Below are 12,899 nucleotides of genomic sequence, written 5' to 3'. Positions count from 1 at the left end.
GCACGTTCCGGCACCGCGCAGCCCCCGCCGGAGCCTTGCTCACTTTCTTAGTGACTGCGCGATCTGGGCCATCACGGTGTTGTCAGCCAGGGTGGTGGCGTCGCCGACTTCGCGGCCTTCCGCGACGTCCTTGAGCAGGCGGCGCATGATCTTCCCGGATCGGGTCTTGGGCAGCTCCGGCACCACCAGGATGGTCTTGGGTTTGGCAATCGGCCCGATCTCCTTGCTGACGTGGTTCCGGAGTTCCTGCACTATCGCGTCCCCGGTGTCCACGGCGTCCCCGCGCAGGATCACGAAAGCGACGACCGATTGGCCGGTGGTCTCGTCCGCTGCACCCACGACGGCGGCCTCCGCCACCGCAGGGTGGCTGACCAGCGCCGATTCGATCTCGGCGGTGGAGAGGCGGTGGCCGGAAATGTTCATCACGTCATCGACCCGGCCCAGCAGCCAGATGTCGCCGTCCTCGTCTTTCTTGGCCCCGTCGCCGGCGAAGTACATCGTCTCAAAACGCGACCAGTACGTTTCCTTGAAGCGCTCCGGGTCGCCCCAGATGCCGCGCAGCATGGCCGGCCACGGCTCGCGGATCACGAGGTAGCCGCCGGAGCCGTTGGGCACGGACTCGCCGGCCTCGTCCACGACGTCCACGGCGATGCCGGGCAGCGGGACCTGGGCGGAGCCGGGCTTGGTCGCTGTCACCCCCGGCAGCGGTGCGATCATCTGCGCGCCGGTTTCGGTCTGCCACCAGGTGTCCACGATCGGCGCCGGGTTTTCCTTGCGCTCACCGTTCTTGCCGGCGTTGGCACCGATGACCTCGCGGTACCACATCCACGCTTCGGGGTTGATGGGTTCACCGACGGAGCCCAGGACGCGGATCGAGGACAGGTCCGACTTGGCCGGGATCTCCTTGCCCCACTTCATGAAGGTCCGGATGGCGGTGGGGGCGGTGTAAAGGATGGAGACCTTGTACTTCTCCACGATCTCCCACCAGCGGCCCTGGTGCGGGGAGTCCGGGGTGCCTTCGTAGATGACCTGGGTGGCGCCGTTAATGAGCGGGGCGTAGGCGACGTAGGAGTGCCCGGTGATCCAGCCGACGTCGGCGGTGCACCAGTACACGTCGGTGTCGGGTTTGAGGTCGAAGACGGCTTTGTGGGTGTAGGCGCCCTGGGCGAGGTAGCCGCCGGTGGTGTGCAGGATGCCCTTGGGCTTGCCGGTGGTGCCAGAGGTGTAAAGGATAAACAGCGGGTGCTCGGAATCGTGCCCGACGGCGGTGTGCTCGGCGGAGGCTGTCCCGACCGTGTCGTCCCACCAGTGGTCCCGGCCCTCATGCCAATCGACGTCCTGGCCATTGCGCTTTACGACTATGACGTTTTGCACCGTGTGGCCGTCGCCGGATCCTTCGTGGGAGAGGGCTTCGTCGACGGCGGGTTTGAGGGCGCTGGGCTTGCCGCGGCGGTAGGTGCCGTCCGCAGTGACGACCAGTTTGGCTTCGGCGTCGTCAATCCTGGACCGGAGCGCCTCAGCGGAGAAGCCGCCGAACACCACCGAGTGGATGGCACCGATCCGGGCACAGGCCAACAGCGTAATGACGGCCTCGGGAATCATCGGCAGGTACACCGCGACGCGGTCACCCTTGGCGACGCCGAGGGATTCGAAGGCGTTGGCGGCCTTCTTGACCTCCTCGGTGAGCTGGGCGTACGTGTAGGTGCGGGTATCGCCGGGTTCGCCTTCGAAGTAGATCGCTACCCGGTCGCCGTGGCCGTTTTCAACGTGACGGTCCAGCGCGTTATAGGCCGCGTTGATCTCGCCGCCGACGAACCACTTGGCGAACGGCGGTGTGCTCCAGTCCAGGGCCTGGGTGAAGTCCTTGGACCAGGTCAGCAGCTCGCGGGCCTGCTTCGCCCAGAACGCGGGCCGGTCGGCGTCGGCCTCGGCGTAGTCAGCGGCGGTCACCACGGCATGCGCGGCAAATTCGGCGGAGGGGGCGAACTTACGGTTCTCCTGGGACAGGTTTTCGAAGGCATCGCCTTGCGGTACTTGCGTCGTCGTGGAGCCGGGGGTCTGCTGGGACATGGTGAACCTCATCATTCATCGATCCTTGCTGCGCGGCTCCGCCGTTCCGCCGCACTGCCGGGCCGCATACACGACGTCGGGTGGCGGCTGGTCACGGACGTGCCGCAGAGAGCTGTTCCGAAATACACCCTAACGCCTGCGCCGCTCCGGACGTGTGCCGCGTCACACGCTGAACCGTGAGCGGTGTTTGTTAAGCGCCGAATGGCGGGGAAGGCGACCGTTGGGACGGGGCTTCCGAGCCCGGTTCCGAAGCCCCGTCCGCGGCTCGTCAGCTAGTGATCGGCCGGACACTTGACTAGGCTGAGATGAAGTTGTGACATCCGATGGAGGCGACGGGACCGCTTGCGGTCCGTGCTCGGCCTGCCGTTAGGCGGCGCTGTCCAGGGCGCCGCCACGCTAAGGAGAACCGAATGAACGAGCAAACAAACAGCCAGCAAAAGCCGCCCGCCCAAGGCCAGGGCCACGGTGGCGGTGACCGCTCCGGCGGCTACGGCGAAGCACCCCGATTCACCGTGGACAAGGCAAACGGGAAAGTGGCGGGCAAGAAAAACACGGCGGTCCTCGGACCGTTCACAGTCCGTGATCTCACTGTTTTCGGCTCGACACTGGTTCTCTTTGTTGCCTCCCTGATCCCCATGTTTGCGGACCGCTACAACCTGTGGAACCTTGGCAGCCTGTTTTTCCTGGGGCTCGGAATCCTGCTGCCGGTGACTGTTGCCGCCCTGTTCGCGGCGCGCCGGCTCAGCCCGGAGTCGAAGATCCGGATCGGCTCCCTTTCGGTCGACCAGTTCGGTTCCGTGGTGGCATCTTTTGCTGTCGCGTTCTTCTTCCTCGCCGTCGCTGGCGACTACGTCCCCACCATGCTGCTGGCACTCGTGGGCGCCCTCGGGCTTTTCGTGGCCACAGTGCTGGGCCGGCTGCTTCCGGTCTTGGCCGGAGATTTCCTGGGCCGGGCAGAAGTGCCTGCCCACGTAGTGGCCCGCGAGTCAGCGGTCCCCTTCCGCAAGCCCCGGGCACCCAAGGAGCCCATGGCCCCCGGGCAAGCCACGGATGAGACGACGCCAAAAGCCAGCGGCGCCGGCGCTGTTGCCGGCTGGGCGAAGCGGATGACCTCCGGCGGGCAGTCTGCCGCCCCTGAGCCGGCCGCGGCGCCGGCCCCGGCTCAGGAGGCACCCGTGCAGTCTGCGATGAACGCCCCGCATGCCGGTTCCCCGGCAACCCAGGTCGCTGCTGTCGTGGCGGCGGCACCGTCGGCCACGGCGCAGACCCAAGCCGCCGGCGCTGTGCCCCGGGCCGCAACTTCCGCCGCCGGGGCCCAGGCCCCGGAAGCGCAAGCCGCGGACGCGCAGACCAGCGCACAGACCAGCGCGCAGACCAGCGCGCAGACCAGCGCGCCGGCCAGCGCGCCGGCCGCGGCTGAGGAAACCCGTCCCGCGGAGGTCCCCGCAGCATCCAGCGCCAGCATGCCCACCACAGTGAACCCGCAGGTGCGCCAGGCGGAGCCAATCGGAGCCACAGTCGACCCGGACAGCCGCCCCGAGGCCTACGGAGACCAGCCTGTCCATGAAGCATTCTGGTTTGCCGTTGCCCAGCCGCGTACTGCAGTGGACGAGCACAGCGGCGCAGCCGCTTTTGTGATTGAACCAGGCGGCTGGGTCCTCGCCCTGGAGGACCGGGGCGACGAATTCCTGGTCCAGCACACCGACGGCCGGGTCGGTCTGCTCCGCGACCTGAGCAACATCGAACGCGGTTAGCCAGCCCCGTGGCCACTGAGCCCAGCAACCGTTACGCCGGCGGCGTCGTGCCGGGCAACGGTGCCCACGCCAAGATCTCCACCAGCGCACGCCCGCGCGCGGCGGGGGAATCGCTGCTGGCGTTGAAGCGCCGCGCCCGGCGGATCAACAAGGCGCTGGCCGAACAGTACCCCTACGCCCACGCCGAACTCGACTTCCGCAATCCGTTTGAACTGGTCGTGGCCACGGTGCTGTCCGCTCAGACCACGGATGTCACGGTCAACCAGATCACGCCCCTGTTGTTCGCCCGTTACCCGGACGCGCGGAGCCTGGCAGAGGCGGACCCGGCCGAGCTGGAGGCCATCGTCAAACCCACCGGGTTCTTCCGTGCGAAGTCCCGGAACCTGATGGCGCTGGCCACCCGGCTCGTGGATGAGTACGACGGTGTGGTGCCCGGCCGGCTCGCGGACCTGGTGACGCTCCCCGGCGTCGGGCGGAAGACCGCGAACGTGGTGCTGGGTAACGCCTTTGGTATCCCGGGGATCACCGTGGACACGCACTTTGGCCGTCTCGCCAGGCGTTTCGGCTGGACCGAGTCCGATGACCCGGTACGGATCGAGTCCGATGTTGCGGAATTGTTCGAGCCCCGCGACTGGACGATGCTCTCGCACCGGGTCGTGTTCCACGGCCGGCGGGTGTGCCATTCCCGAAAACCGGCGTGCGGCGCCTGTGCTGCCGCGAACTGGTGTCCCAGCTATGGCATGGGGGAAACCGACCCCGAGAAAGCCCGGAAGCTGCTGAAGTACGAGCTGGCCCCTGGCCAGGAGGAGCTGCTCGCCAAGCTCCTGGCCGAGACGCACCGCGCCGCTGAAATCCGGATGGAATCCCAGAGGAAACCGCTGTGACCGCCCGCCAGGACCTGATTGATCTGGTGGCCGCTGTGGCGGCAGGGACGGCGCTGCCGCCCGATCCGCGCTGGCAGGAACTCGTTGTCGGCCCCGGCGATCGGGTACGCCGCGCGGCCGTGCTGATGCTTTTTGGCTCGCTGGACGAAGTCCCGGCCACCTCGGTCAAACTCCTGGCCCCGGCGGATCTGGATGTGCTCCTGCTGCAGCGTGCCCAGACCCTGGATGACCATCCGGGGCAGGTCGCTTTCCCCGGCGGCGGTATTGACCCCGGCGAGTCCGTCACCGCGGCCGCACTGCGGGAAGCCGAGGAAGAAACAGGACTGGATCCGGCCGGCGTCGAAGTCCTCGGCGTGATGCCCGAACTTGCCCTTCCCCGCGGTAATTTCCTGGTGACGCCGGTCTTGGGCTGGTGGGCTTCCCAGTCGCCAGTTCGGGTGGTGGACTACGGCGAGTCCGCCCAGGTATTCCGGGTTCCGGTCAGGGACCTGCTGGATCCGGACAACCGCGTGATGGCCACCGTGTCCCGGGCCGGGCAAACCTTCCAGAGTCCTGCCTTCACAGTCAACGATGTTGTGGTTTGGGGCTTCACCGGAATGATCCTCAACCAGCTCTTCGATCAGCTGGGGTGGGCGGTCCCCTGGGACAGCGACAGCCTGCTCAGCGTCGATGCGTGGAGCAGGCTTTACGGCTGAGGCAGTTCTTCCGCTTCGGTCGCCGGGCCGCGCCTGCTGGCCCGGGACCTGTCGACGATCAGCCCGGTCGCGGCGTTCTCCCGCACAGCGGTGATGCCCGCGGCGGCGCTCTTGACGGTGTTGAACAGCGGTGACACAGCGACCACCGTTCCGTCCGGGGCCGTCAGCTTGAAGAAATACTTCTTCCCGCTCGCCTCGGCGATCTCAAAAATTCCAGCCAAGGTGGCGCCTCCCCAAAAATATGCTCCATCGCACGGCCGGCGGATTGTCCGATCGGTTACCGGCCTCCTCCGAGGGTAGCCGCGTCCCCGAGTGCCCCACAACGCTACCGGCGGGTACTTTACGCAGGGTGACCCGGGCGGACTATTTGGCGTTGTCGTACGAGTCCACAACCGCGACGCTCACCGGGAATTCGACGGGTATCCGGCCGAAGAGCAGTTCCTTGGCGGTGTTCGCAGCCTCTTCGATAGCGCGGATGCAGTCGGCTACCGCGGCATCGGGGCAGTGGACCATCACCTCGTCGTGCAAAAAGAAGACCAGCTCCCCGGCGGGGCCACCGTCCGCGCGCATGGCGCGGAGCCGGCGTCGCAGTTCTGCCAGCCAGCAGGCAGCCCAGTCCGCCGCGGAGCCCTGCACGACAAAATTGCGGGTGAACCTTCCGCGTGAGCGGGCGATCGATTCGGCCCGGCGCTGCTCCTCGGCGCTGGTCGAATGCTGGCTTTGCCGCCAGCGCTCAGAGGGTGGCGGGCTGCTGCGGCCCAGACGGGAGGTGACAGTCCTGCCGGCTTCACCTTCGCGGGCGGCCTGCTCCACAAAGCCGACGGCCCGCGGATAGGTGCGGGTCAGCTGCGGCATCAGGCGCCCGGACTCACCGGTTGTGGCCCCGTAGATTGCGCCAAGCAACGCCACTTTGGCCTTGGCGCGGTCGCCGCCAAAACCCTGCGCAGCGATGCCGGCGTACAGGTCCTTGTCGCGCGCGGCCTCGGCCATCCTGGCATCCTGTGCCAGCGCCACGAGCACCCTGGGTTCAAGCTGGGAGGCATCGGCGACGATCAGTTTGCACCCGGGATCGGCATGGACGGCTCCCCGGATCTGGCGCGGAATCTGCAGCGCGCCGCCGCCGCGCGAAGCCCATCGGCCGGAGACCACCCCGCCTACGACGTACTCCGGCTGGAACCGGCCGTTCTTGACCCAGGCATCCAGCCAAGTCCAGCCGTTGGCGGCGTGCAGGCGGGAGAGTTTCTTGAACGCCAGCAGCGGCTCGATCGCCGGGTGCGTCAATTCCTGCAGTTCCCACTGCCTGGTGGTCTTTACCTCGATGCCGTTCCGGTGCAGTGCCCGCATAAGTTCCTGCGGGGAATCCGGATTGAGCGACGGGGAATTCAGCAGCAGCCGCAACTCTACGGCGAGCGACTCCAGCTTGGCCGGGCGGTGGCCCAGCGGGGGCCGGGGGCCGAGATAGTCCGCCAGGATCTGCTCGTGCAGTTCCGCACGCCACGGCACTCCGGTGTGCTGCATTTCCGCCGCGATCAAGGCGCCGGCGGACTCGGCGGCGAGCAACAGCTGGAGGCGCTGCTTGCGGTGGTCGGCGGGGCGTTCGACGCCGGTCCCGCCTACTTGGGCGAGCGCGTGCTGCTGGGCAGCGTATTCGGCGCGGAGCTCCTCGAGGCTATGGCGCGGCTTATGACGCACGCCGGGGTCATCGAACAAGGCACCTTGGTCGGCTGGCGGGGGCGGCGGCTGGAGCGCCCGCGGCAGCTCCAGCTCATCGTCCTGGGTCAACTTTTCGGCGTTCTGCGCATACCCGGTGTGGGCGGTGAACTCCGAATGCGCCAGGATCGCACCGCACAACGCGAGGTCGTAGCAACGTTCCAGTTCGACGCCGGCCGCCAGCAGAACGGGGTACCAGTCCTGTGTGCGGTGCCAGATCCAGCGTGGCCGCCGCTGTTCCAGTTCACCCACGACGCCGGCCAAGCCGGCGGCGCCGACGACCCGCGGTTCGGGTTTGTCCGGGTGCGGGGCGCCGTCCGCGGTGAGTTCCTGGAGGGCTGCGCCGTCAGCGTGGGCGGCAAGCAGCAGGTACATAGTCATAATTCTGCCCTGCCGGGCGCAGTCCCGTGTTCACTGAGCCGCAGAGCCCGGTTGTCCACATAGCAGCCGGGGCGGGTTACTGCGGCTCCGGGGGACCGGAAGAGTAGCCGCATGAGCAGGCACCAGCGATCACGTTCCGGCCGCGGGACCGAGGCCGGCGCGGCGGGGCCCGGGCGGTGGCTGCCCCGCGAGTCGTCGGAGACCGTGCTGGTCACCGGGTCCGAGATGCTGCGCGGTGAGGTGGAGCGCGTTGTGGCGGCCTCCGGCGGCCAGTTGCGGACGGTGCCGGACATCAGGGCGGCGGCACCCTTTTGGGACACGGCTGCGGTGGTGCTGTTCGGCAGCGACGTCCGGGAGTTGCCGCCGCGCGGACGGTCCCCGGCGGTGCTGGTTGGCCTCAGCGAGGATGGCGACAGCCTGTGGCAGCTCGCCGCCGCGCTCGGCGTCGAACGGGTCGCCGTGCTGCCCGATGCGGCGGCCTGGCTCGCCGAGTACCTGAGCCGGTCCCGCACCCCGGACCCGGGCGGGCTCGTCCTCGGGATCGTCGGGGGCTGTGGCGGCGGCGGCGCCAGCACGGCAGCGGTGTGGCTGGCGCATGCTGCGGCCCGGCAGGGTATCCGTGTCCTGCTCGTGGACGGCGACCCCTGGGGTGGCGGCCTGGAGCTGGCGCTCTCCGCCGAGGAAACACCGGGCCTGCGCTGGCCGGATCTGGCCGATGCCAGCGGCACGATCGATCCCGGACAGCTCGCCGATTCACTGCCCCAGGCGGGCGGATTCCACTTCCTTTCCTGGCCTGGGAACAGGGAAGGCCACAGCGGGGTGGACCAGGCCGTGGCGGCGGGCGTGCTGGACGGGGCCCGGCGCGGCTTCGAGCTCGTTGTGGTCGACGTCGGCCGGGGTGCCGAGACGCTGCGGACGTTCGCCTGGGACTGCGACCGGCTGATTGTGGTCCTGCCGGCGCTGCTGCGGGCGGCCGTGGCGACGGCCCGGCTGCTGCAGGAGCTTCCCGCAGTCGAGACGTCGCTGGTGGTGCGGGGAAAACCCGGGGCCTGCCTGGACGCGGAACTGATTGCAGAGTCCGTCGCGTTGCCCTTGGCCGGGATCATGCCGGACGTCAGAAAAGCCACGGCCGCCACGGAGCTCGGGCGGCTGCTGGACATCGGGCGGCAGCGAAACGTTCGAAGGTTTGCCGGCGCGGTCCTGGACTTCGCCACTGGAGGGGCCGGGTGAGTGCGCACTCGGCGGCCGGACCGCCGGACGTAACGGTCGGCTTTGGCGCCGCGAACTCCCGGCCCGCGGCCCGTGCCTTTGTTGATGCCCGGCTGTTGGAGTCCGTGCGTGAAACGGTAATGTCCGACGCCGGGCCGGTGACGCCGTCGCGCGTGGCGGCCGCCGTGCAGGCGAGCGGGCGACTGTTGGGGACCGCAGGTGCGCTGGCGGCGGTCGAGGGGATCAGCGCGGAACTCAATGGACTCGGGCCCCTGCAGGTGCTGGTCCGGGACCCGGCCGTGACAGATATCTTCGTCAACGGTCCGGGCTCCGTTTGGCTGGACCGAGGCGGCGGACTCGAAAGGGCGCCGGTCGCGTTCTCCAGCGAGGGACAGGTCAGGGCCCTCGCGGCGCGGCTGGTATCGGTGGGCGGGCGCCGTCTGGACGAGGGATCACCGTGCGTGGACGTCAGGCTCGACGGCGGCTTCAGGGTTCATGCCGTCCTGCCGCCGATTTCCACGACGGGGACACTGCTGAGCATCAGGATCAGGCGCGAGCAGGTCTTCTCGATGGCTGAACTGCGGCAGAACGGGATGTTCGGGTCATTGGTGCAGACCGTGCTCGAATGTATGGTGAAACGCCGCCTGAGCTTCCTGATCAGCGGCGCCACGGGCTCCGGGAAGACAACGCTCCTAGCCACCCTCCTGGGCCTGTGTCCCCCGGGCGAGCGGCTGGTCCTGATTGAGGACGCCGCAGAGCTCAACCCGCTCCACCCGCACGTCGTGTCGCTGGAGGCACGCCACGGCAACCTTGAAGGCGGCGGCGGCGTGGATTTGGGCGAGCTCGTTCGGCAGTCACTGCGGATGCGACCGGACCGCTTGGTGGTGGGGGAGTGCCGGGGAGCCGAGGTGCGTGAATTGCTGGCTGCGATGAACACCGGCCACACCGGCGGCGGAGGAACAATTCACGCGAACACCGCGGCCGGCGTTCCCGCGAGGTTGACAGCGTTGGGGGCGCTCGCCGGGATGTCCCAGGAGGCAGTGCGTCTGCAGGCAGCCAGCGCCATCGATGCCGTCATCCATCTGGAACGGCTGGGCAACGGGCGCAGCGTGTCTTGCATCGCGGTGATGGAAGACGGCCCGGCCGGCTTGGTGGTCGGCTCCGCGCTGGAGATTTTCGCCGGACGGCCCAGGCCTGGGCCGGGCTGGCCGCGGCTGTTGTTGCGCCTCGGATTGGATGCCGACGCAATCGAAACCGGCGGCTTTGACACCGGCAGCTTGGCAGGGCTGAATTCGGCGGGATCTGTCGGGACGGCCGAAAGCGTACTGGGCACCGGCACGGGCAGGGGGCCGGAGTGACAGCCGTCTTGGCTGGCGTGCTGGCCGCCGCGGTGTACCTGGCGGTTTCGGCGCGTCGAGCGCCGCGTCGACGTATTCGTGCCGCGTTGGCCGGGTCACAGGTTGCTCGCGCTGGCTCCGAAGCGGCCCCCAGCGCAGGACCCCGCTGGCGGCGCCGGTACGAGCCGACAACGCCGATGACTCTGCTCGTCCAGCAACTGGCGGCGTTGTTGAAGGGTGGACGTCCTCCCTCGCGGTTGTGGGAAGAGCTCTGGCTTCTGCTGGTGGGCGAAGCCGACGTATCCTCGGCCGGTGCCAGAACGCCGGTCCGGCCGTCCGGGCTGGCGCCAGGATCCGTGCGGATGCTGGCCGCAGCCCGCGCCGCGGCGATGCGGGGAGCTCCAGTCGGGGCAGCAATCCGCTCAGCCGTTGCGGCCACCTCCGCGGGTACCGGCGACGGGAGGACGTGGCGAGGACGTAACGGCCAGAGCGTACGCGAACGACGCGTCTGGTTTCAGCTGGCAGCGTGCCTTGACGCGGCCGAAGCCACAGGCTCCCCGCTGGCTGACGTGCTAACGCGTTTCGCCGCCCAGCTTGAAGCTGAAAACGACGCCGGTGCCGCCCGCCAGACGGCGTTGGCCGGGCCGCGCGCGACGGTGCGGTTGCTGACGTGGCTTCCGTTTCTCGGCCTTTGCTTAGGCTCGCTGCTGGGAGCGGATCCCGTCGGGGTGCTGCTGGGAACCCCGTTGGGCGCGGCGGTCCTCGCGACCGGGCTGACCCTCACCGCGGCCGGACGGATCTGGTCGGCGCGGCTGGTCCGTGCGGCTGAACGGCTGCGGCCGTGACAGTCGGCGCGCCCAGTCTTGCAGTGGTGGCATTTCTGGCCGCTGCTGCCGTTATGGTCCATGCCAACCGAAGCCTGCCCAGGCGGAGACTCCAGCGCCAGATGAAGCACGCGTCCGATGCCCGGAACCCGGGCCGCCCCCAAGACGGCACCGAAAAACCCGCGGAATCAGCCGGGCAGGGACTCGACGACGTGGCCATGATGCTGGAACTGATCGGCGCGATGCTCGAAGCGGGCGCCGGTCTCGGCCGCGCACTGGCGCTGCTGGCCGGATTGGCAACGCCGGAAATTCGTGATCCACTGCGCCCGGTCGTCGCCGCGCTCGCGATCGGCGCCGATTGGGATACGGCCTGGCGCAGTTCGGAGCTCCTGTCACCGGGACTTCTGGCCGTGCGTGATGCGCTGGGATTCGCCGCGCTCACCGGCGCCCCGTCCTCCGCCATCCTCTATGCCCAGGCCGCACGCATGCGGCGCGAACAGTTCCGAGCCGCAGAAAAACGGGCCGCCGCACTCGGGGTGAAGCTTGTTGTGCCGCTCGGGCTGTGTTCGCTGCCGGCCTTCATCTGCCTTGGCGTCATCCCGGTGCTGCTGTCGATGCTCCCAGGCTGACCCGGCGCCGGACCTCGGGGCATGCTTTAGCCTTCCTCCACTGCCCGCACCCGGTTGAGGTTTTCCACTTGGCGGGATGAGCCCCTTCCGCCTCCGCGTCCGGCCCGGAAGAGTCGAAGAACAACCGGCGGTCCCGCCGGAGCCAAGGAAAGGAAAGCTCATGTTACTTGAACACACTGCGTCCGCCGGCACCCGCAAAGCGCAGCAAATCAAGCGTGAATCGGAGGGCGCCGAGATCCACGAGATCTATCCGGGCGCCAGTATTGCTGCCCCGCGCCGGGCGCGGAGGCTGCGGAAGCTGTTCGGCTCCGAGGCGGGGATGGCAACGGCAGAATATGCGATTGCTACGCTCGCCGCCGTGGGGTTTGCCGGCATTCTCGTGTTTATTATGCGCAGTGACGAGGTGCGGGGTTTTCTGTTGAACCTCATCCGCACGGCGCTCGCCCTGCCATGAGCCGCCCGTGGCCGGCGGCGCGGATGACTCGGGCTGTGATGCCCGCACCTCCGGCCGGACACACACGCTGGACGGCGGCGGATGGCGTCACGTGCCGCGGTGCGGTGACTGCGGAATTCGCGGTGGCGCTACCCGCCGTAGTGCTCCTGCTGGCCCTCCTGCTGGCCGGTTCAGCGGCGGGTGTGACCCAACTGCGGCTGGAGGAAGCGGCCCGGGCCGGTGCCCGGGCGCTGGCCCGGGGTGAGGACGCCGCCAGCGTCGACGTGATCGTCCGCCGGCTCGCGGGCGCCTCAGCTGCGTCAGCGGTGGCGTCCGACGGCGAATGGCTCAGCGTCACGGTCTCCGGCAAGGTTCCGGGCGCCGTTGGCGCGCTGCTGCCGTGGACCCTCACGGCCCGCGCCTGGACCCGGGGTGAAACGTCCGCGCCGGGAGCTGCAGCCCAGGAGCCACGGCGGTGGATTCTTCCGCTGGAGAGTGTGGCAGTATGAACCGCGCGGACAGCCGGGGGATGCCGCCGGGCGGTCACCCGCCGGCCGTGCGGGACCCGGCGGGGGCCGGGCACAACGAGCGTGGTGCAGGCACAGTGCTGGCACTAGGACTGGGACTGCTGGTCATTCTCGCCGCCATCTCGCTCCTGTTGCTCGCACAGTCCGCAACGATGGGATCCAGGGCGGCTACTGCCGCCGATCTTGCGGCCCTCGCCGCCGCGGATACTGCCCGGGGCATTTCTCCGGGCGAACCCTGTGCCGTCGCCGCGGAAGTCGCACACCGCAATGGGGCCCGGGTCCTTAGCTGCGTGCAAGGCGGCGGGAACACGGTCCAGGTCCGCACCGAACTCGAGGTTCGTCTGCCGCTGGGAGTGGCCACCGGACTCGCCCGGGCGGGGCCACCCCCGTGAGCCGGGACCAGCCCGTGAGCCGGGGCCAGCCCCGTGAGCCGGGGCCACAGTGGC

13 protein-coding genes are annotated in these 12,899 nt (G+C 68.9%); 10 read left to right on the top strand and 3 right to left on the bottom strand.

What is annotated here, in order from left to right; translation table 11 throughout:
* Positions 1–39: 39 nt before the first annotated feature.
* On the bottom strand, positions 40–2,070 hold the full coding sequence (gene acs / locus QK287_RS00930; protein ID WP_226775508.1) for an acetate--CoA ligase: 2,031 nt from the start codon (positions 2,068–2,070) through the stop codon (positions 40–42).
* 410 nt (positions 2,071–2,480) lie between these two features.
* Between acs and QK287_RS00925 the strand changes: the two genes are divergently transcribed.
* From QK287_RS00925 to QK287_RS00915, 3 genes are all read left to right on the top strand, one after another.
* Entirely contained in the window at positions 2,481–3,824 is a 1,344-nt protein-coding gene (locus QK287_RS00925) for a hypothetical protein (RefSeq protein ID WP_282358681.1), read from the top strand.
* A 74-nt stretch (positions 3,825–3,898) separates the two neighbouring features.
* Positions 3,899–4,708, top strand: coding sequence for an endonuclease III (gene nth, locus QK287_RS00920; RefSeq protein WP_282359036.1), 810 nt, complete (start codon positions 3,899–3,901; stop codon positions 4,706–4,708).
* Positions 4,705–5,403 (top strand): CoA pyrophosphatase, encoded by a 699-nt coding sequence (locus QK287_RS00915; RefSeq protein ID WP_282358680.1) that lies wholly within the window; start codon positions 4,705–4,707, stop codon positions 5,401–5,403. The genes nth and QK287_RS00915 overlap by 4 nt, the downstream gene beginning before the upstream one ends.
* On the opposite strand, the gene QK287_RS00910 is transcribed toward QK287_RS00915, so the two are convergent.
* Complete coding sequence (locus QK287_RS00910; RefSeq protein WP_253032009.1) at positions 5,394–5,624, bottom strand: YegP family protein; 231 nt, start codon at positions 5,622–5,624, stop codon at positions 5,394–5,396. The two genes, QK287_RS00915 and QK287_RS00910, sit on opposite strands and share 10 nt — an antisense overlap.
* Positions 5,625–5,766: 142 nt before the next feature.
* Positions 5,767–7,488, bottom strand: coding sequence for a bifunctional 3'-5' exonuclease/DNA polymerase (locus tag QK287_RS00905; RefSeq protein WP_282359035.1), 1,722 nt, complete (start codon positions 7,486–7,488; stop codon positions 5,767–5,769).
* Between the two features lie 117 nt (positions 7,489–7,605).
* Between QK287_RS00905 and ssd the strand changes: the two genes are divergently transcribed.
* The 7 genes from ssd (at position 7,606) to QK287_RS00870 (ending at position 12,845) form a co-directional block, all read left to right on the top strand.
* Positions 7,606–8,724, top strand: a complete 1,119-nt coding sequence (gene ssd, locus QK287_RS00900; RefSeq protein ID WP_282358675.1) for a septum site-determining protein Ssd — start codon at positions 7,606–7,608, stop codon at positions 8,722–8,724.
* A gap of 92 nt (positions 8,725–8,816) precedes the next feature.
* Positions 8,817–10,061, top strand: a complete 1,245-nt coding sequence (locus QK287_RS00895) for a TadA family conjugal transfer-associated ATPase (protein ID WP_282359033.1) — start codon at positions 8,817–8,819, stop codon at positions 10,059–10,061.
* A 176-nt stretch (positions 10,062–10,237) separates the two neighbouring features.
* On the top strand, positions 10,238–10,885 hold the full coding sequence (locus tag QK287_RS00890) for a hypothetical protein (RefSeq protein WP_226775474.1): 648 nt from the start codon (positions 10,238–10,240) through the stop codon (positions 10,883–10,885).
* A 53-nt stretch (positions 10,886–10,938) separates the two neighbouring features.
* Positions 10,939–11,493 carry a type II secretion system F family protein gene (locus QK287_RS00885; RefSeq protein WP_226775512.1) on the top strand — a complete coding sequence of 185 codons (555 nt, stop codon included), beginning with the start codon at positions 10,939–10,941 and terminating at the stop codon, positions 11,491–11,493.
* A 160-nt stretch (positions 11,494–11,653) separates the two neighbouring features.
* On the top strand, positions 11,654–11,947 hold the full coding sequence (locus QK287_RS00880) for a DUF4244 domain-containing protein (protein ID WP_226775475.1): 294 nt from the start codon (positions 11,654–11,656) through the stop codon (positions 11,945–11,947).
* Positions 11,948–11,985: 38 nt separating this feature from the next.
* The gene (locus tag QK287_RS00875; RefSeq protein WP_282359030.1) at positions 11,986–12,435 is read left to right on the top strand and encodes a TadE family type IV pilus minor pilin; all 450 of its coding nucleotides are present in this window, start codon (positions 11,986–11,988) and stop codon (positions 12,433–12,435) included.
* A complete protein-coding gene (locus QK287_RS00870) occupies positions 12,432–12,845 on the top strand; it encodes an Rv3654c family TadE-like protein (protein ID WP_348774683.1) in 414 nt (137 codons plus the stop codon). The genes QK287_RS00875 and QK287_RS00870 overlap by 4 nt, the downstream gene beginning before the upstream one ends.
* The last annotated feature ends 54 nt before the right edge of the window (positions 12,846–12,899 follow it).

The sequence above is a fragment of the Arthrobacter sp. AL05 genome (assembly GCF_029960715.1).
Classification (GTDB): Bacteria; Actinomycetota; Actinomycetes; order Actinomycetales; family Micrococcaceae; genus Arthrobacter.
Note: the sequence above shows the minus strand (reverse complement) of the source record. Positions and strands in the feature narration are given on the sequence as shown.